Source organism: Streptomyces sp. NPDC057253 (assembly GCF_042669125.1).
Classification (GTDB): domain Bacteria; phylum Actinomycetota; class Actinomycetes; order Streptomycetales; family Streptomycetaceae; genus Streptomyces.
In genome coordinates this window covers 38,801-57,976 of record NZ_JBHUXV010000030.1, presented here as the reverse complement: position 1 = coordinate 57,976, position 19,176 = coordinate 38,801, and the positions used below count along the sequence as shown (strand labels likewise).

Here is a 19,176-nt window from a genome sequence, read left to right as displayed (position 1 = left end):
GGCTGTGATGAGGTGCGGGGCAGGGCGATGCTCGGTTCAGTCCATGTCGGCCAGCGCCTGGTACAGAGGTTCGTACAGGGCGGCGACCAGAGACTTGTCCAAGCCGAAAACGGGCGAGTGCGAGGAGAAGTACGGGGCGAGGAGCTCGCGCATGCTGGCAAGAAGGCTGGTCACCGGAGTGTCCGTGGACTGCAGACCCGCCTCCCGCGGGGAGAAGGCCGCGTCGACGAACACGACTCGCGCCGGTACCCCTCCACGCACGAGGCGGCCGATCACCTGCCACATCACGACCAGTTGGTCCCAGGTGAACGCCTCCTTCTCCTGTATCGGCAGGCTCGTCCACGACAACCTCCGGGTCAGGAAGCGGTTCCACTTCTGACGGGCGGCCCGCCGGAAGGCAAGCCCAGCCCGATCGGGGGTACCAGCTGCCAGAGCCGCCTGGTGGAAGGCCCGCTCCGGGCCGCGGACCTGCCGTACGGCCCAGTCGTTGACGGCCTGTACCGCGAGCGCGATGTCGTCGGGGCGCGGGTGCGGACGTGCCAAGAAGTACACGGTTCCTATGGCAGCCTTCCCACCAGGGAGAACGATGTTGTGACCACGTTCGACGGCGAGCAGCGGCGCCACCAGGATCTCGCCGTCCGCCTGCCCGGCCCTGGCGTACTCCGCGACGTCGCCACGCCTCAAGGGCCTTGCCTCCGCGCTGCGGGGCATCGCCGTCCACGCGGTGTCCAGGTCGGCGTCGTCGGAGACAAGGCGGCTCACCCTTCCTGTCCATTCGGGAATCGAGTTGAGGTATTCAGCAGCCTTCCTGGCCTCCTCGTAGCTTCCGACGAGCAGGAGGATGCGCCTCCGCTCGGGGTCCTCGATGTCGTTCAATTCCTGCTGCAGCGAGCTGATCGCGTCCGTAAGGCTGCGATCGGGTTCGGCCAACTGGTGCAGCATCTGGACCAGTGCCTGGGGGCGCTCTTCCGGGTCACAGCCGGACAACCGGATCGGTGTCGTTCCGCCCGGCCAGTACAGGAACTCCTTCCGGAACTCGGTACGCAGGATCGCCTCGACCTCGTCGGGGTGCGGCCGCAGAACCGCGTCCACGTCGGCGTGCACGTGGTAGCGACTGGAGGTGCCCGCCCAGCTGGTGGCCGACATCAGCAGCACGTGCGGACCGGGCCGACCGTCAACCACCGTCAAATCAGGCAACGCCAGGAGGAGTTCACGCCCAACGCCGTTGCAGCGGAAGAACCGCAGTTCGCCGCTCTGCTCACCCTCCTTGCGCCGCTCGTCGATCTGGAACTGGAAGCCCAGCACGTTGCCCATGGGCGATTCGGGGATCAGCGGCTCGTAGTCACGTGGCGGACGCCGTGACAGCACGTTGGACGCGGCATCCAGGTTGAGCGCTGCTTCGACACGCTGCCACAGGCCGGTCATGAAGTTGAGACGGTGGTGCAGGGCCGCGAGCACCAGGGTGAACTCGAAGCGGGACACGTGAGGATGGGCGTCCTCGTCGAGGTCGACGGCTCCGTTCACGAGCCGCTTGAGCACCGCGCGTACGCGCGAGCGCGTCACCGACCCGTGCGGGGCATGCAGCAGGCCCAGCGTGAGGTGGACGAGTTCGTTGACGACCTCGGTCTCCTCCCGGGTGTTCTCGTTGCCCTCCTCGGTCCCTCCCGTCGCGGGTTGCGGCTGGAGCGGGTCATCGCGGAACCGGTCGAGGATGCGGTCGATCCGTGCACGCTGCCGCTCCCTGTCGGCCCGCTCCGCTCTCCCCGTCTCCGAAGCCGTACCGGGGTCGATATCCTTGAGGTCGGGGAACCACGTGTTGATCAGCCACTGGTGGAGCGTGAGCGCGCTGAAGTAGTCCTGGGTGATCCAGCGCCGCAGCGGCCGGTTCTGAATGAGGCGTGCGTACAGCCGATCGGTCGCCACACGCACCGTGTTCACGGCGTTCGTCCAGTCGTCTACATCCCGGGCCGACAGCTGGAGCCGAGCCTGGCGTGCGAGTTCGGTCAGTGCGTGGCCGGCGACCTCATCGATCCACGAGTTCGGCGCCCGCCCCGCCAGGGTGGTTGCCGGGGCGAAGGCCGTGTCAAGCTGCATCTGGACCCGGTCGGCCTCGTCGATCACCACCAGGTCGCTCATGCGGCAGGCGAGCTCCAGATATCGCAGCCGCTCTTCCTGGAGCTGTTCCGGCACTGAGCTGTGCACCAGGCTCGCCGGAGTCGCCACCCACACGCTGGCTCGGACGAGTTCCCGGGCTGCCCGGTGACGGGGGCATCGCGCCCACAGGGGGCAGCCGTGCCGTTTGGGCCGCTCAGCCAATTCCGGTTCGGGGTCCGATATGTTCGCCGGCTCGCCCGTTTCGTCCTCGCCACCGAAGATGGTCGTCGTGCTGCTCGCGGCCGGTTCCCGGCGTACTGAGTAGAGGTTGCCGCAAGGAGCTTCACCGACCCGCAGGGGCCGCTCAGCCTCCAGGCCGCGCAGCGCGTCGAGCGGGCAGGCGCTGTTGACGTACGCGAAGCCGTCGTGCTGGTGGGTGAGCAGGTTGGGGGCGCCCGTAGAGGCAATGCGCCGGTGCAGACGCTGGATGTGCCGCTCTCTCGTGGACTGCCCGAGTACAGGCGCCGCGTGGACACCCAGTCTGGTCAGAAGTCCGGTGACAGCCAGGGTCTCGGCGACGTCACCGACGACCACAGTGATCCGCAGCCCCCGCTCCTTCACCGCCCAGAAGGTGAGGATGTCCCGCAGGGTGCTCTTGCCCGCTCCCACCATGCCGACGAGGTTCAGCAGCCCGTCGATGCGGAGCGTGCCGCTCGTGGTGAACGCCCCCTCGGCCTCGTTGCGCACGAGCAACTCGACCCGCGCGAGCCGGGCGGCCCAGTGGCTGGGCGGCATCCCTTCCTGGCCTGCCTCGATCTCGTCCATACGGTGTGCGGCCCGCTCCAGATCCACCCAGGTGACATCAAGAGCCTCACCTTTCCCCGCTGGGAGGGCGTCGATGTCGTGCGCCGGCGTCTTCACGGTTGGCAGCAGGTCCTCGGTGAAGGTGATCGCGTAGCGTCGATCACGAACCGGGAACACGTACTCACCGGCCTGGGCGAGAGGCAGCCGCCGCCGTGCGTACGGGGGCGGGGTGGCGAGCACCTCCTCGTAGCGCTCGAAACGGCGCGGAGCGCGAGTCGGCGCCCGGCGCACGGGCACACAGTCCGCCGAGGCCAGGTCGAATCCGCGCAGTTCCTGGGGGACGCAGACGTACGCCTCCAAGGCGAGCAGCCACTCCCTGCGTCGGCGAAGGTTGAGCAGATAGTGGCGGGCGCGCAGGATGCGCAGCCGCTGTTCCGGGGTGCGTACGTCGCCGAACGCCTCACCGAAGGGGTAGCCGCTGAACAACGTCCACGCATCCGCGGCCGCACGCGCGGGCATCACCGACAGCAGCAGATGGAGACCGAGCTCCACGTCGAGGAGTTCGCCGGGCCGGAACGACGCCGATTCCGCCGGCCACACCTCACGGAGAGGACCGGTCAGTCCGCGGTGCCAGTCACTGCGGTCACGCATTCCGGGCTCCCTTCTTCATCCAGCCCAAGGCGGTCTTCACCTGGCGCAGCAGCTCCTTGTCCGTCAGCAGCTCGACACGTCCGCCGACGTCCTCCGGCAGGTGGTGCAGAAACACCTCGCGGTAGCCGTCCCTCTCCTGGAAGCGGTAGGCGGGGATCACCAACAGCCCCCGGTCGTAAGGCGGATCCGTGCGCAGCGGCGTGGTCCCCCGCGCGAGCAGAGCGGGGTTGGCCCGGTCCTTGACGTCGATGGCCCACACCCGCCCGTCGGGGAGGGTGATGCGAAGGTCGTACGTGTCGAAGCGTGGCCACATCTCCACAGGCAGGCCGAGGCCGGCGAGCTCTGCCTCGAGTCCCGTCTCGGCCAGACCCGGCCCGGTGATGAACGTGCGGAGCGGGCGGGTGAGGTGGTACAGCCCACCGGAGGCCCCCGGGGCGACCCTGCGCCCCACTCTGACCACTTCCCGTCGGCAGCGGTCGAGTTGGCACGCGTACCCACCGTCGCGCAGCGGCACCAACAGACAGCCGCATCCGGCGCAGGTCACACACTGTCCATCGCGCACATGGGCCGCGGTGACCGGCTCGTAGCAGCGTTTGACCGTGCTGTGGAGCAGAGCGAGATCCAGGTCCGATCCCAGCAGGGCGATCTCGGCGCCGGTGAGGACGGGGCGCTCGATGAGCAATCTGCGGAAGGCCGTGTAGGCGTCCGGGTCCTTCGCCGCACGGCACAACTTCAGAGCCTCCCCCAGCAACTCGTTCTCCACCTGTTCCGCTGCCGGATCGGGGGCGGATACCGCCCATTCCAGGCACTCTTGTACGGGCACGCCTGTGTCCAGGTCGACCAGCCGCAGTCCGCCTGTCTCCTCGTCCGGAAGGCCGAAGGGCCACCACTCGGCGAGCGGTTTCTCGCCGGCCCACCGGGCCAGCTCCGGGACACTTCCCGGAGCCGGCTCTCCCTGCCGAAGACAGCCCAGCACCAACTGGTTGTAAGCGGCTTGTACGACGTCGGGGTAGACGGGATCCCCCGGTCCGCGCAGCTGTGACAGCCGTACCAGGCCGGTGGCGACCAGGCGCAGCAGCCGCTCGCCGTCTCCCGCTTCCTCCTGCTCCTGTTCAGCAGTCACCGGTGCCCGCCTCCTTCAGCGCGCTCCCGCACCATTCGGACACCGGACACGTACGGCAGTGCAGTCCGGGCTGGGGTGTAAACACCTCGTCGCTGCGCCAGGGTTCGGCGTACGTGTAGAGCAGCCTGCGGGCTTTCTCGACCCGTTCGGGCTCGTGGAACGGCTCGATGACCAGGGGATCGCCGCTGTCGGGCCTCAGCACCTCCAGCTCGACCCGCGCCCCCCTCGGGTCGCCGTCCAAAGCGCCTTCGGCCAGCAGGACCACGGCGAGGGCAAGCTGCGGGTCGTACGTGAAGGGGTCGCCGCGGTAGGCGTCGGCGCGCTGTGTGGTCTTGATCTCGCGCCAGACGGGAGATCCGCTGTCCCAGTACAGCATGTCCGGCCGGGCGAGGACGATGACGTTGGCGGCGGTGTCGTGGAAGGCGAGCCCGGGCTCGATCTGCACGTCGCTGACGTCCTCGTTGTTGAAGGGACACATATCGAGGTGTTGCGCCAGCATCCGGGATCCGATCCGGGCCCACTCGCCCGTCATGCGCAGCGGGCCCTCACCCCACTCGCTGTCGGCCCACGGCATGTCGTGGGCCGCGCAGGGGGCGATCACACCGCCGTGGTTCGTCTCCAGATGGGCGTGCACGGCTTTGCCGAGCAGGTTCTCCGGGCTGTACTCACCCGTGCGCGGCAAGTTCTGGCTGTACGCGAGGTACTGGGTGGGGCATCTGTTGTAGTAGCGCAGATCACTCGCCGAGATGTGCCGAAGCGAGCGCGGCGTCCGCCCGCCCGGAATGCCGAGCAGTCCGGGAAGCTTGCGCGGCGCATCGCAAGTGGTGAGCCGCCTGCAGTCGGTGCAGTTCTTCCCGGGCGTCGCCGGTCCGCCTCGAATCAGCTCGGCGACCCTGTCCCGGCCGTGTTCGTCGTAGTACGCGCGCACCTGCTCGGGCGTGCCCTCGAAGAGCAACCGGTACGAGCCGTCGTGGAGACCGGTCAGTGCGATCCGTACATGATCCACCTGCTCCGCCCCGCACAGCTGGTACGCGTGGTAGGGCTTCTCGCCCTGCTCGGCCGGTTCACCGAAGGCGGCGGCGTAGGCGGCGATCGCCACTCGGGCGGCTTCGACGTCCCGGTCATTCGCACTGCCGTAGGCAAGGAAGGAGAATTCCCGAAGCCTCTGTCCGGGGTTGTGGTCCTGCATTCCCCAGGCGGTCAGCTCCCACTGCCGACCGTCCTGCTTCCTCGCGGCCACCCAGGGCAGCGGCTGCGGGATGACGGGCGGCGCATCCTTCGGCCGGTCGCGCAGCCGCCAGGAGCGCACCGCGTGACGTACGTACCGCTGCTGCGCCCGGTGCAGAGGCCGCTCGGCCTGGTCCAGTACGCGACGGAGCGCCGCGTCGGTCGAGATTCCGTCGCACTCCACCAGTCGCACCGCGGCCACGACGAGCCCGAGCACGAAGTCCTCCAACCGTCCTTTGGGGTACTTCGGCGACACAGGCGGCCAGGCGGCGGGCCGCGCCTTGGCCTCGGTCCGATGCAAGCACGTGTACGGCTCGGCGCCCGCAAGCGACGCCTGAACGCGCACCAGCGAGCCACTTCCCCTCAACCCGGCAGGCGGGGGCCAGTCGCCCGCGTATGCCCCATCCCCCACTGCTCGTCTCCTTCGCTCGCTCCGTACGGCGCCCATGGCGCACCCCGCCCTTGGCACGGCCGCCGAGGCGAGCCGACACGAAGAACGTACCACGCGAGTCTGTGAATACAGCCAACCAAATCCGTGATCCGTAAATCAATACGCTGTGATCCTGGTCGACGCTGGCTGATTCGCGTAGGGTCTCTGCTGGAGGGCGCCGACGTACGGAGGCCCGCCCAGACGACTACGAGGAGCCGAAAACATGACGACAGGGCGAGTGGAGGTGACCGCCGCGGACATCGCACGGATCGCCGACGTCAAACCGACCGCCGTCAGCAATTGGCGCAAGCGCCACGACGACTTCCCCCGCCCCGTCGGCGGCACCGACCGCAGCCCGCGCTTCGACCTCGGTGAGGTCGAGGCCTGGCTGAAACAGCAGGGCAAAGCCCGGCGCATCCCGGTGGCCGAGCGTCTGTGGCAGACCTTCGAGTCGGTACGGGGCAGCAGCGCCGCCGAGGACGCCCTTGCGCTCACGGGAGTCCTCCTCCTGCACCTCCACGTCCACCCAGGGGAGCCGATCCCCCAGGACAAGGGGGGCTTCGGACGCCTCATGGAGCGCGCCGAGCACACCTTCGCGCACGCCCCTGGAGGCGCGGTCGGGAGTCTGGGGCAGCTGGTCACTCCCCTCCAGTACGACCTCGGCACACGCCAGCTGTCCCTGCTCGCCGCCGCCGCGGAGGCCGCCGCCGCCGAGGGAGCGGAGGAAACGTTCGACCAGCTGTGTGAACGGTTCCTCGCTCAGGGCCCGCGCTCGGGCTTCGCCTCGACCCCGCGCGAGCTCGCCGACCTCATGGTGGCGCTCGTCGGGACGCCCGCCACGGGCGCCGTCCTGGACGCCTCATGCGGTAGCGGCACCTTCCTCCTCTCCGCCGCCGAAGCGGGCAGTCACCGGGTGCAGGGCCAGGAGCTCAACCACTCACTGGCGGTCCTCGCCGCCCTGCGCATGGCCTTCCGGGACGCCGGGGCGGGAGGCACGGGTGACAGTGCACCCGTCTCCTTCGACATTCAGACAGGAGACTTCCTCCGCCGTCCCGCCTTCCCTCGCGGGCGTGCGGGCGCGGCCGTCGGCCACCCTCCGTTCGCCGACCGCGGCTGGGGGTACGAGGACCTGACCGCGGACCCCAGCTGGGAGTACGGCATCCCGCCGCGGGGCGAGTCAGAGCTCGCCTGGGTCCAGCACTCCCTGGCCCACACGGTTCCTGGCGCCCCGGTTGCCCTACTCCTCCCACCCGCTGTCGCCGCACGCCCGTCCGGTCGTCGTATCCGCGTGGAGCTGCTGCGGCGGGGAGCGCTGCGGGCGGTCATCTCCCTTCCGTCCGGGTACGCGGCCCACTACGCGCTATCGCTCCAGATCTGGGTCCTACGCCACCCCTGCGCGAACGACCCGGCCCCCGAGGGGCTGCTGGTCGTCGACGCGAGCGCCGAGGCTGACCCGCGGGAGCTGGTCGCCAAGATCTGGTCGGAGTACGCCGCGGCATCTTCTGGCGACTTCACGCCCAGACCTGGCGTGGCGCGTGTCGTCCCGCTCATCGACCTGCTTGATGACGCCGACGTCACCCCGCGCCGCCACCTCCCGCAGCCGTCCGCACCCGGCGTGTCCCTGGAGGCGCTGACCGCTACCCGGTCCGCCTTCGAGGACGCGTTGAAGGCGCTGCGGTCGCGGCTGCCGTCGGTACCCGAGCTCCCCGACCTCACCGAGATCGAACAAGCCGGTATCCGGACCGCATCCCTCGGGGAGCTCGCCAAGAGCGGGGCGGTGGTGTTGCGGCGCCCGGCTCCGCCGGAAGGCTCGCGTACGTCCGAGGGCTCGCCCGGTCCCGGCGAGGCTCGCTTCCTCACCGCTCGGGACATCGTCGAGGGCCGCCCGGCTTCCGAGTCCGGCCCGGCCCCCGAGGATCCGCTGCAGCACCAGCCGGTACGGACCGGGGACATCTTGCTCCCGGTGGTCACCCGAACCATCGTGGCCCGTGTCGCGACCGACGAGGACGCGGGCGCGTACCCCGTGTCCACACTGCACCACATCCGGGTGACGGACACCGAACTTCTGGACCCGTGGTTCCTGGCCGGCTACCTGTCCAGCAGCGAGGGCGGCCACCAGGCCGCCTCCGCCACCAGCTCCCTACATACGCGGGTGGATCCCCGCCGCGTGCGCGTACCGCTGCTGCCGATCGAGCGGCAGCGAGCGTACGGGGAGGCCTTCCGCACCATCGCCGAGTTCACGAGAGCGCTGCGGGCCGCACACGATCTCGGGCAGGATCTGGCCCGTAACTCGACCGACGCCGTCGCGGCGGCGTTGCGGGGCGCCGACGCGGATGCGGACGCCGCCGTGCCGCTCTCGCTCTGACTGACCGAAGAACCTTGGATATTAAGGACGTACGTGGAGACCAAGTCCAACGCCCAGGCTGCCGCCGACCATGCGGCCGCGACGAAGCTGGCGAACCGTATCTGGCAGGTCGCTGATCTCCTCCGCGGCGACTTCAGGCGCTCTGACTACGGCAAGGTGATCCTTCCGTTCACGGTGCTTCGCCGGTTGGAGTGCGTGCTGGAGCCGACGCGGAAGCAGGTCCTGGAGACGCATGAGCGGTGGGCGGCAAAGGGGGTGAAGTCGGACCCGTTCCTGCCAGCCGCATCGGGCTATGCCTTCTACAACCGGACCGCGCATACGCTGGCGGACATCGCCGGAGCGCCGGAGGACGAGAAGGACAACCTGCCGAGGTACGTTCGTGGGTTCTCGGACAATGTCCGCGAGGTGTTGGCCCAGTTCCGCTTTGAGGAGCAGATCAAGCGCCTCCAGGGCAGCGGGTTCCTGCACAAGGTCGTGTCACAGTTCGCGGACTACGACCTGCACCCCAATACCGTCTCCAACCATGTGATGGGGTACGCCTTCGAGGAGCTCATCCGGAAGTTCTCCGAGGAGTCCAACGAGACGGCCGGTGAGCACTTCACTCCACGCGAGATCATCAAGTTGATGGCGGGACTCCTCATCGCTCCGGACATGGAGGAGATCAAGGTCCCGAAGATGACCCGGACCGTGTACGACCCGACATGCGGCACCGGTGGGATGCTCAGCGCTGCCCAGGAGTTCATCCTCCAGCACAACGCCCATGGCAACGTCTACGTGTTCGGCCAGGAGCTCAACCCCGAATCATGGGCTATCTGCCGCTCCGACATGATGATCAAGAACCAGGATGCGGAGCACATCCAGCTCGGCAACACCCTGAGCGAGCCGTACTTCCGGAACAAGACCTTCGATTACGTCCTCTCCAACCCCCCGTTCGGAGTTGACTGGAAGAAGGTGAAGGAGGCCGTCGAGGACGAACAGGAAGACCTCGGCTACCGGGGGCGATTCGGGGCGGGTACACCGCGCATCAACGACGGCTCGCTGCTGTTCCTCCAAGAGCTGATCTCCAAGATGAAGCCGGTCGAGGACGGCGGCAGCCGAGTCGCGATCGTCTTCAACGGCTCGCCTCTGTTCACAGGCCCGGCAGGCTCCGGCGAATCGGAGATCCGCCGCTGGATCCTGGAGAAGGACTGGCTGGAGGCAATCGTCGCCCTCCCGGACCAACTCTTCTACAACACCGGCATCTCCACGTACTTTTGGATCCTGACGAACCGCAAGAAGCCCGAACACAAGGGCAAGGTCATGCTCATCGACGCGCGGGACTACTGGGTCAAGATGCGCAAGTCCCTGGGCGACAAGCGGAAGATGATCAGCGATGAGCAGATCGACGCCATCATGCGCTTGTACGGCGACGCGCTGTCGATTGCGGACAACGAGACGCACGAGCTGCACGGCAAGGTGAAGGTCTTCCGCAACCGCGACTTCGGCTACCAGCGCATCACGGTCGAGCGCCCGCTGAAGCTGCGCTTCGAGGTGTCCGAGGAGACGCTGGAGGAGGCGCGCGAGTCGAAGGCGGTGCAGAAGCACTTCGGCGAGGGTGAGGGCGTCGAGGCGTTCGTGGACGCGTTGAAGCCACTCGTGGGGCAGAGCTGGGCCACGAAGAAGGAGGCGTGGGCCGACGTGAATGCTGCGCTGGCCGAGGCCGGCGTCGCCTGGTCGAAGGCTACGGCCTTCCAGAAGGCCCTGCGGGAGCTGATCGGCGTACGCGACCCCGAGGGTGAGGTCCAGCTGAAGAAGGGCGAGCCCGAGCCCGACCCTGAGCTGAGGAACTACGAGAACGTCCCGCTGGACGAGGACATTGAAGAGTACTTCGGGCGTGAGGTTCTCGAGTACGTTCCGGACGCCTGGATCGACCACGAAAAGACGAAGATCGGCTACGAGATTCCGTTCACACGACACTTCTATGTGTACACGCCGCCGAGGCCGTTGGCCAAGATTGATGCGGAGCTGAAGGAGTTGGAAGCAGAGATTCAGAAGCTGCTCGGCGAGGTGACGTCTTGACGAACACCGCAGCAACTCCCTGGGCAACCTGTCGCGTGAAATTTCTTGCAACAAAGATTGGTAGCGGAAAGACACCTTCTGGCGGCGCCGAGACCTACCAGGAGCAGGGGATCCTCTTCCTCCGCAGCCAAAACATCCACTTCGACGGCTTGCGCCTCGATGACGTCGCATACATCGACACACGCGTTCATCGTGAAATGCGATCGACACGTGTGATGCCCGGTGATGTTCTCTTGAACATCACCGGAGCTTCGCTGGGACGCGTCTCTAGATTTCGGACAGGTCTCGGAGATGCCAACGTCAATCAGCACGTATGCATCATTCGGCCGAGCCAGTCGATTGAATCGCGATACCTCAACTACACCCTGCTGGCGCAGCCCACTCAGGAGAAGATCCTCGCCCTTCAGGTGGGCGGAAACCGAGACGGCCTGAACTTTGAACAGGTCGGTAATTTGGAGATTCCGCTTCCTGACATCGAAGATCAGCATCGCATCGCAGACTTCCTCGACACAGAAACAGCTCGCATTGACCGCATGGTACGAGCGCGGGAGGCTCAAATTGCCTGCTTGGAAGAGAGGTGCTTCGCAGCTGTCACAGAAGCCCTGATCCCTGCGGCACTAGAAAGGCCCCTTGGAACTTTCCCGCACCCCTGGCTCCCTGAACTGACAGTTGACGCACCGATGACGCGACTGGGGTACGTATGCCGCCTGCAGAACGGAATCACTGTCGACGAAAATCGCGCACCCACCGCGAATGATGTGACGCGTCCGTACCTGCGCGTCGCCAATGTACAAGCTGGTCACGTAGCGCTTGACTCAGTCACAGAGATCACCGTACCGCGTCATATGGCAAGGCGCAGCACGCTCCGTATCGGGGACGTCCTGATGACCGAGGGTGGAGACCTGGACAAGCTCGGCCGGGGAACCGTATGGCGTGGCGAACTTGCTGACTGTCTGCACCAAAACCACGTCTTCGCTCTGCGCCCCGACCCTCAGAAACTCGATTCCGATTATCTGGCGCTCATGACACAGACTCTGCACGGGCGTTGCTACTTCGAAAGCACAGGAACCAAGACGACCAACCTTGCGTCCACGAACAGCAGCAAGATCCTGAGCTTTGCGATCCCCCTACCGAGCATTGAACGCCAGCGTGAGCTCGTCCAGGACGTCCATGCTCAGCAAGCCGCAAACCAACGCATGAAACGCTCCCTGACTCGCCAGGTGGCCCTGCTCGCAGAGCGTCGCCAAGCGCTGATCACCGCCGCCGTAACCGGCCAACTCGACGTCACCACCGCCCGAGGAGTGGATGCCGCATGACCAGCACCACCCCTACACCAGGCACACGAGTCCGCGCCGCGACCGAGGAGGCCTTCGAGGTCACCATCATCAAGGCACTGACCACCTCTGGGCGGCATCGGTGGCAACGGTGGCATGAGGGCCAGCGCGGCGACTACAACGCCGAGCTCGGAATCGACACCGCGCAAGTGTGGGACTTCATCGGGGCCACGCAGCCCGAAGTCCTCGAAAAGCTCAAGGAGTTCGCCGGGGCCGACGCCGGTAACGACGCCGCGAACATCGCCATGCGAGACTTCGTGCGCCTCCTCGCCAAGGAGATCGACCAGCGCGGCGCGCTCGATGTCCTCCGCAACGGCGTCAAGGATCGCGGCCTCCACATCGATCTCGCGTATTTCCGGCCGGCGCATGCCGTCGCCGAGGACGCCTTCGACAACTACCGTCGCAACCGCCTATCCGTGACCCGGCAGTTGCGCTACTCCCCGGACCACAACAACGAACTGGACCTCGTCCTTTTCCTCAACGGCATCCCGGTGGCGACGGCCGAGCTGAAGAGCTCCGCGTCCACCCACCCCAAGACCGTCGAGGACGCCAAGCGGCAGTACCGCTTCGACCGCGATCCGAAAGACCTGATCTTCGCCAAGCGGGCCCTCGTCCATTTCGCCGTGGACGAGCAGCTGGTGTTCCTCACCACCCGCCTCAAGGGCCCTAAGACCCGCTTCCTCCCCTTCAACCAGGGCTCCGAGGGTCCCGGCAACCCCGGCGGCGCCGGTAACCCGTCCCTCTCACCCAACGGCCCTGCCTACCGCAGCGCCTACCTCTGGGAGGAGGTCTGGCAGAGGGACAACTGGCTCGACCTCATCAAGCGGTTCCTGCACGTCGAGGACCCCAAGCGTAAGAAGGGCCAGGCGAGCACCACCCGCCGCGTCTCGGTTCACGACCGGACATTGATCTTCCCCCGCTACCACCAGTGGGACGCCGTCCGGAAGCTCACCGCTCACGCGGCCAAGCACGGCTCCGGCCAGAACTACCTCGTCGAGCACTCCGCTGGCTCCGGCAAGTCCAACACCATCGGCTGGCTTGCCCACCACCTGTCGGTGCTGCACGGCTCAGCAGAGCCCGACGCTATGGACCCGAAGGCTGTCGACGAAAGCCGTATCGAGGCGAACAAGCCCGTCTTCCACAAGATCGTCGTCATCACGGACCGCACGGTCCTCGACGAGCAGCTCCAGGACACGATCTATCAGTTCGACCACACCCCTGGCGTCGTCCAGCGCATCAAGGCAACTGACGGAGCCAAGTCCAAGCAGGTCGCCGAGGCCCTCGCCAACACCGCCACGAAGATCATCATCGTGACGGCGCAGACTTTCCCGTACATCCTGGAGGGCGTCTCCACCCTCAAGGAGAAGCGGATCGCGATCATCGTCGACGAGGCGCACTCCGGCCAGTCCGGCGACTCCGTCACCAAGCTGCGCAAGGTACTGCGCGGCCTCGGTGCCGAGGAAAAGGCGGGAGCGGACGAGGAGGACTTCCTCACCTCCTCCGCCGCCGACCGCAAGATGCACCCGAAGCTGTCGTACTTCGCCTTCACCGCCACCCCGAAGCGCAAGACGCTGAACCTCTTCGGCGTGAAGGACCCCGCCACGGGCCTGATGCGGGGGTTCCACATCTACTCGATGAAGCAGGCCATCGAGGAAGGCTTCATCCTCGACCCTCTCCGCAATTACTGGCGCTACACGACCAGTTGGAAGGTCGACAAGGAAGGCGCCGACGAGCTCGAGGTGCCCGAGGACAAGGCGAAGGGCGAGCTCGCCAAGTTCGTCTACCTCAGTCCAGCGACCCTCTCGCAGCACGCCGAGATCATCATCGATCACTTCGCCACCCACGGCCGCCGACGTCTCGGCGGACGGGCGAAGGCAATGGTCGTCACCCGGTCCCGCAAGGCCGCGTACGAGATGCGCCAGCACCTCATCCAGTCCGCCAAGGACCTGGACTGCGAGGACCTGGGCATCCTGGTCGCCTTCTCCGGCGAGTTGGAGGTGGAACGGGAAGTCGACGGCGAGATCAAAAAGGTCAAGGTCACCGAGGCCGAACTCAACGGTATGTCCGAGAAAGAGCTCCCCGAAGCCTTCGCGTACACCCGTGCCGACGACCGCCACGCAGCCCTTCGCACGGGCAAGCCGGGCGGCGCCCCGGAGCGCACCGAGTACCGCATCCTCGTCGTCGCCGAGAAGTACCAGACCGGCTTCGACCAGCCTCTGCTCACCCATATGTACGTGGAGAAGCCGTTGACGGACGTCGCGGCCGTACAGACCCTCTCTCGTCTGAACCGGACCCACCCGCTCAAGAGCCAGGACGACCTGTTCGTCCTCGACTTCGTCAACGACCCCGATGACATCAAGAAGGAGTACGCCCCCTACTTCAAGGAGGCCCGCACCGAGCCCGCCGATCCGAATCTCCTCTACGCCGCCCAGCGCGCAGTCATGGACCACCAGCTGCTGCGCGAGGAGGAGATGAGCGCCTTCATAACCGCCCTCGCCGCAGCCCAGCCCGCCGCCGGGACTGCCACGGCCGGCCGACCCACCGAACGCAAGTGGGAGAAGGCCCACGCCGCCCTGTATCGTCACACGGACGCTGCAAGGGCCCGTTTCGTCGAGCTCCAGACACAAGACCAGGACGCGGCCGAGGAGTTCCGCTCGGACCTGCGTGACTTCCTGCGCCAGTACGGTTTCTTGTCCCAGCTCATGCCTTACCCAGACACCGACCTGGAACGGCTGTACCTGTACGGCAGGCACCTCGCCAACATCCTGCCGCCGCCCCCGCACGACCCCTCCCTCGACATCGGGGAGATGGACCTCACGCACATGCGCGTGACCAAGGTCGGCGAGTACGACATAAGCCTCACCGACGAAGACGTCGAGGATCTGCCTCCGTACAGCGCGGACGGTGTCGGCATGTACAAGGACCCGGCGAAGGCTCTGCTCTCCGAGATCATCGAGGATTTCAACGAGCGCTACGGCCTCGGCCTGAGCGAAGCCGACCGCGTGATGTACGAGGAACGCATCGTCGCCGCCGCCGAAGACCCGGACCTCGAAGAGGCCGCCGTCGCAGCGCGCAACGAAGGGGACTTCGAGCACCCCTTCAACAAGCGCTTCCGCGACATCATGATCGAACGGGCCGAGGCGGACACCAAGTTCACCGAGAAGTACTTCTCCGACGAGGAGTTCCAGGGCAAGCTCCTCCAGGAGGCCCGCCGGGCGGCATACCGCCTGATCCGGCGCCGCCACAACCTCCCGGACACACGCTGATATACGTGGGAGGGGGCGGCCCCCGCCCTCGCCCACGTCTTACGCCGTGACTCAGCTCTCCGACGCGTGCGCGACGAACACCATCCAGGCGGCGGGGTCCACAGCCAGCTGCGAGCCCTGCTTGTCCTTCGAGTCCCGGACATGGACCGTGGTGGGGGCTACCGCCACCTCAACACAGTTGTCGCCCTCAGTACCGCTGTAGCTACTCTTGAACCAGGCCAGCTCGGTGGTGCTCATCGCGCTCCTCGCATCTGCTCCAGCAGGCTGATGGTGGCCTCCCGGCCGAGGGCCTGCGAGCGCATTTTCCCATAACGCTGGAGCAGTGCACTCACTGCGTTCGGAGCAGTGATCAGCTCGCTGTGCTTCTGCCCTTCCGCGTATCCGACCCATTGGTGATCCGTTGTCTCCGCGAGGTACATCGGCCCGTCGAGACCGGCGTGATCGGGACGTTCGGTTGGCATGATCTGCACCTCAACGTTCCGTAATCCGCCCACCTCCAGCAGATGGTCGATGAGGATGCGCGTCACCTCCTTGCCGCCGGTCTGCCGCTCCATCAAGGCCTGCTCGACGATGAAGCTGAAGGCAGTGTTACGCCGCTCGATGAGCAGCTTCTGCCGTTCCAGCCTGGCCGTCACCTGCCGTTCGATCTGCTCCTCCGTAAGCGGTGGCAAGCTGGCGTCGAAGACGGCCCTGACGTACGCCTCCGGCTGCAGCATCCCCGGCACCACCCGGCACTCATACGCGTACAGGCTGATCGCATCTTCCTCAATGGCCGCCCACTGCCGAAACCAAGAAGCCAGCCCCACCCTCCGCGTCAGATGCCGGGCCGCCGCCCTCAACACCCCACCAGCGTCGAGGACTTCCTCGCCCCGCTCCACCAGATCCTTCGGGGGAAAGCGGCGCCCCTGCTCAATCGACGCGACGTAGTGCGTCGAGTACTGGACCCTCGGAGCGAACTCCTCCTGCGTCAGACCCGCCTTGTCCCTCAGGGCCTTCAGCACTGCACCAAAGGTCTTCAGTGCCTCCGACGTCTCCGGCTCACCGCTGCCGCCACCGTTGTTGCCCGCCATAACAGGCACCTCCACACACGCGCCGTGCCCCGCCCAACTCGTATATGGTCACGGCCTGTTACGCGTACTGTCCACCCCGCGAACCCGTACAGACCCCGCAGTACGAGTGTCGCGGCTGGTCACCCACCCTCCAGCAGCGGGACCGTGGAGTTATGCCACCCCACACCTCCGTCACCGTACGTGTGTTCACTCAGCGCTTCAGTTCTACCCCCAAGGGCGCGCGCCTTGCCCGTCTCCTCGCCCTGCAGCAACTCGATGCCTGGGGACTGCCCTACGGCTCGACCCCCTCCGACACCGCGGCCGCCCTCGTCGCCGAGCTCGCCGCAAACGCGGTGACCCATGGTCGCGTCCGCGGCCGGGACTTCGAGCTCGCCCTGACCCACTCCGGCCATGTCCTCCGCATCGCGGTGTCGGACGCCCGAGGCGACCACCTTCCGTGTACCACCGTCGTGTCCTGGCCCCCGGACAGTGAGGCCGGCCGAGGCCTCCTCCTGGTCGACGCGCTCGCCACCCGCTGGGGCGTGGAGCCCCGCCGCTGCGTCGGCAAGACGGTCTGGGCGGAGTGCGCCCTGGAAGCGGAGACCTCCTGACGAAACGACTCTCGTCAGACCTCTTCCTCCTGGGCGTCCAGCCACTGCTTGGCCAGCTGCCACAGACTGTGCTTGCCGTCGAGTACCCAGCGCGCCGGCCCCTGCACCGCGACAGGAGCCTCCTCCCAGCCAGCGAGCTCCCAGATACGGGTGACAAGTCCGCTGGCCGAGTAGGCAACACCGTCGTAGGACCAGAGGAGCGGCTTGGTGCGATCGTTCTGCCACCGGACCTGCGAGCGGCGCTCGTCCGCGGCAAGCCAGTCCTTCGTCGCTCTCTTCTCCGGGTCGTTGTACGGGACATACGTCAGCGGCGTCCCATCCTTGATGATTCCGGCGTTCACGAGAGTGGGGACGACATTGGGCCGACGGCGCCGGCGCTTCTGCTGGGCGGGCGGCTGGTAGTTGTCCGGCAGCATCGGCACCGGCGCCCCGCCCCGCACGTCTTGGGGCACGATCCTGGCGAGCTCCCGGCACCGCGTCTCGTTGGTGAAGGTGCTCCCGAGGAACGACGTGGTGCCGTAGGTCGCGTCCACCCGGTAGATCAGCCACGACAGAACGGATTCGGTCACATCCGGGACGGACTTCAGTACGGAATCCAGCGGGTAACCCGGCTCGTCGATGTCTGCCAGGTCAAGCAGCTGGAAGACCAGGTGGGTGATCAGAAGATCACCGCGCTGCGCGGCGTCCTGGGCGCGTCCCCGCAGCCGCTTGCGTCGCAGGGCATCGAGTGCCTTGCCGACCTCCCGTTGGATCTGGACACAGCGCCAGATGCGGAAGGCACTCGGAACCTCGCCGAAGAGACGCGGGTACGCTCCCCCGTCGCCCCTCTCCCAGAGCAGGTCGGTGTCCCGCTTGGCTCGTACGGCCAGCTCGGGCGTGCGGCGGGCGCAGGCGAGAGCTATGGCCGCGTGCACGACCGAGCAACCGGAGTCCGGTGCGGGATCGGCTTCGCCGCGCTTGTACACGTAGGTCTTGCCCAGGGTGAGGTCGAAGTCCTCGCGGATGAGGGCCTGCGTCTCGTCGAGGGCGATGAAGTCCCGCCGGGAGACGTCGTTCTGGGTGTTCGTCGTCTCGGTGATCTTGGAGGCGTAGTCGACGCGCTCGTCGCCCAGGGAGATGACGCGGACCATCACGTCGGCGTCCTCAACGTTGTCCGGCGTCACCTGCATCGCCTTGTGGATGGAGGTGACGGTCTGGGCCCCGTTGACCACGCTGACATGGGTGAGCCGGAGCTCCACCGGATAGGCGGGGTGCCGCCTGTCCGGGTAATAGGGCTCGATCCTGTCGCACAGGATCGTGATGCCGTTGTTGAAGTACCAGAAGTTTTCCGGCTCCTCGGTAAGAGTCTTCTCGATGCCGGAATTGATACGCGTCAGCCCCAGTGACTGCCGGATGTTCTGCGAGAAGAGCCGAGCACCGTGGTCGTCGTACCACCCGGCGATGTCCCTGGCCGCTACGCTTCCCTGGTACGCCGGGAAAGGGATGTCTCGGTGGATCCACTTCGGCATCTTCACCGTAACGTTCACCGGATCCGGTGTGCGGTCCTCCCGGAGCTGCCGCAGCAGCTCCCCGGTTCCCATGCGCTGATAACTCAGCATCGGTCCATGACCGTGATGGTCCTCGACCGCGCGCTCGAGGATCGCGGTGGTGTGAGAACTGAGGGGATCATTCCCGACGACCGCGATGATCAGGTTGATCTTGAGGTTGGGGTCCCCCATCGCAGAGTCGAGAAGAGGCGTGAACGGCTGCAGCTTGTCGTTGAAGGCGTCGAACTGCCGCTGCTCCAGCAGCCTCAGTCCGTCCACGAAGGCGCGGGCAGCGTCCGTGTGAAAACCTGCCGTCCCCTTGTCGCTCCATTTGGCCTGAACCAGCCACACCTGGGCGCCGTCCTTGACGGCGACCGCGTCGATGCCGTTGTCGTCGCTGCCGTCGATCACCGCCTCGGCGCATGCCTTGGGCTCCCAGCCCGTCACCCGGCGTATCGCCGTGGCCGCCACGGCCCGGGACAGGAAGGCCCGTTCCCGCTCCGGCTCAGAGTTCCGCTGCAGATCGCTCTCGTCGATGAGCCCTCGGTACGCCTGGGCCAGAGCTACACGCATCTGATGCAGCTCCAGTGTCGTCGTCCTCACAGGTCCCTGCCCCGCCCCGCTCATCGCTCTCCCCG

General features: G+C 66.7%; 11 protein-coding genes. 5 read left to right on the top strand and 6 right to left on the bottom strand.

Annotated elements, in window-relative coordinates; genetic code table 11:
* Window positions 1-36 precede the first annotated feature (36 nt).
* The 3 genes from ACFULQ_RS18690 to ACFULQ_RS18680 are packed head-to-tail and all read right to left on the bottom strand — an operon-like array spanning window position 37 to window position 6,128.
* Entirely contained in the window at window positions 37-3,549 is a 3,513-nt protein-coding gene (locus tag ACFULQ_RS18690; protein WP_383545023.1) for a signal recognition particle, read from the bottom strand.
* The gene (locus tag ACFULQ_RS18685) at window positions 3,542-4,672 is read right to left on the bottom strand and encodes a hypothetical protein (protein WP_383545021.1); all 1,131 of its coding nucleotides are present in this window, start codon (window positions 4,670-4,672) and stop codon (window positions 3,542-3,544) included. Before ACFULQ_RS18685 ends, ACFULQ_RS18690 begins: the two co-directional genes overlap by 8 nt.
* Complete coding sequence (locus ACFULQ_RS18680) at window positions 4,662-6,128, bottom strand: PD-(D/E)XK nuclease family protein (RefSeq protein ID WP_383545018.1); 1,467 nt, start codon at window positions 6,126-6,128, stop codon at window positions 4,662-4,664. Before ACFULQ_RS18680 ends, ACFULQ_RS18685 begins: the two co-directional genes overlap by 11 nt.
* 424 nt (window positions 6,129-6,552) lie before the next feature.
* Between ACFULQ_RS18680 and ACFULQ_RS18675 the strand changes: the two genes are divergently transcribed.
* From ACFULQ_RS18675 to ACFULQ_RS18660, 4 genes are read left to right on the top strand one after another with little or no spacing between them, the layout of a single operon-like run.
* Window positions 6,553-8,694 (top strand): N-6 DNA methylase, encoded by a 2,142-nt coding sequence (locus tag ACFULQ_RS18675; RefSeq protein WP_383545015.1) that lies wholly within the window; start codon window positions 6,553-6,555, stop codon window positions 8,692-8,694.
* Window positions 8,695-8,727: 33 nt separating this feature from the next.
* On the top strand, window positions 8,728-10,752 hold the full coding sequence (locus ACFULQ_RS18670; RefSeq protein WP_383545012.1) for an N-6 DNA methylase: 2,025 nt from the start codon (window positions 8,728-8,730) through the stop codon (window positions 10,750-10,752).
* On the top strand, window positions 10,749-12,068 hold the full coding sequence (locus ACFULQ_RS18665; RefSeq protein WP_383545009.1) for a restriction endonuclease subunit S: 1,320 nt from the start codon (window positions 10,749-10,751) through the stop codon (window positions 12,066-12,068). The genes ACFULQ_RS18670 and ACFULQ_RS18665 overlap by 4 nt, the downstream gene beginning before the upstream one ends.
* Entirely contained in the window at window positions 12,065-15,352 is a 3,288-nt protein-coding gene (locus tag ACFULQ_RS18660; protein ID WP_383545006.1) for a type I restriction endonuclease subunit R, read from the top strand. The genes ACFULQ_RS18665 and ACFULQ_RS18660 overlap by 4 nt, the downstream gene beginning before the upstream one ends.
* A gap of 51 nt (window positions 15,353-15,403) precedes the next feature.
* On the opposite strand, the gene ACFULQ_RS18655 is transcribed toward ACFULQ_RS18660, so the two are convergent.
* Window positions 15,404-15,589, bottom strand: a complete 186-nt coding sequence (locus tag ACFULQ_RS18655) for a DUF397 domain-containing protein (RefSeq protein WP_383545003.1) — start codon at window positions 15,587-15,589, stop codon at window positions 15,404-15,406.
* A complete protein-coding gene (locus ACFULQ_RS18650) occupies window positions 15,586-16,422 on the bottom strand; it encodes a helix-turn-helix domain-containing protein (RefSeq protein WP_383545002.1) in 837 nt (278 codons plus the stop codon). The genes ACFULQ_RS18655 and ACFULQ_RS18650 overlap by 4 nt, the downstream gene beginning before the upstream one ends.
* Before the next feature lie 152 nt (window positions 16,423-16,574).
* Between ACFULQ_RS18650 and ACFULQ_RS18645 the strand changes: the two genes are divergently transcribed.
* Entirely contained in the window at window positions 16,575-17,012 is a 438-nt protein-coding gene (locus ACFULQ_RS18645) for an ATP-binding protein (RefSeq protein ID WP_383544999.1), read from the top strand.
* Between the two features lie 14 nt (window positions 17,013-17,026).
* Here the strand turns inward: ACFULQ_RS18645 and ACFULQ_RS18640 are convergent, their stop codons facing one another.
* Window positions 17,027-19,111 carry an AIPR family protein gene (locus tag ACFULQ_RS18640; RefSeq protein WP_383544996.1) on the bottom strand — a complete coding sequence of 695 codons (2,085 nt, stop codon included), beginning with the start codon at window positions 19,109-19,111 and terminating at the stop codon, window positions 17,027-17,029.
* Window positions 19,112-19,176: the final 65 nt, after the last annotated feature.

Bases quoted from the DNA above. Each gene is read 5' to 3' on its own strand.
- ACFULQ_RS18655 (WP_383545003.1), bottom strand. From the start codon at position 15,589: ATGAGCACCACCGAGCTGGCCTGGTTCAAGAGTAGCTACAGCGGTACT.
- ACFULQ_RS18645 (WP_383544999.1), top strand. From the start codon at position 16,575: ATGCCACCCCACACCTCCGTCACCGTACGTGTGTTCACTCAGCGCTTC.
- ACFULQ_RS18690 (WP_383545023.1), bottom strand. From the start codon at position 3,549: ATGCGTGACCGCAGTGACTGGCACCGCGGACTGACCGGTCCTCTCCGT.
- ACFULQ_RS18675 (WP_383545015.1), top strand. From the start codon at position 6,553: ATGACGACAGGGCGAGTGGAGGTGACCGCCGCGGACATCGCACGGATC.
- ACFULQ_RS18640 (WP_383544996.1), bottom strand. From the start codon at position 19,111: ATGCGTGTAGCTCTGGCCCAGGCGTACCGAGGGCTCATCGACGAGAGC.
- ACFULQ_RS18650 (WP_383545002.1), bottom strand. From the start codon at position 16,422: ATGGCGGGCAACAACGGTGGCGGCAGCGGTGAGCCGGAGACGTCGGAG.
- ACFULQ_RS18660 (WP_383545006.1), top strand. From the start codon at position 12,065: ATGACCAGCACCACCCCTACACCAGGCACACGAGTCCGCGCCGCGACC.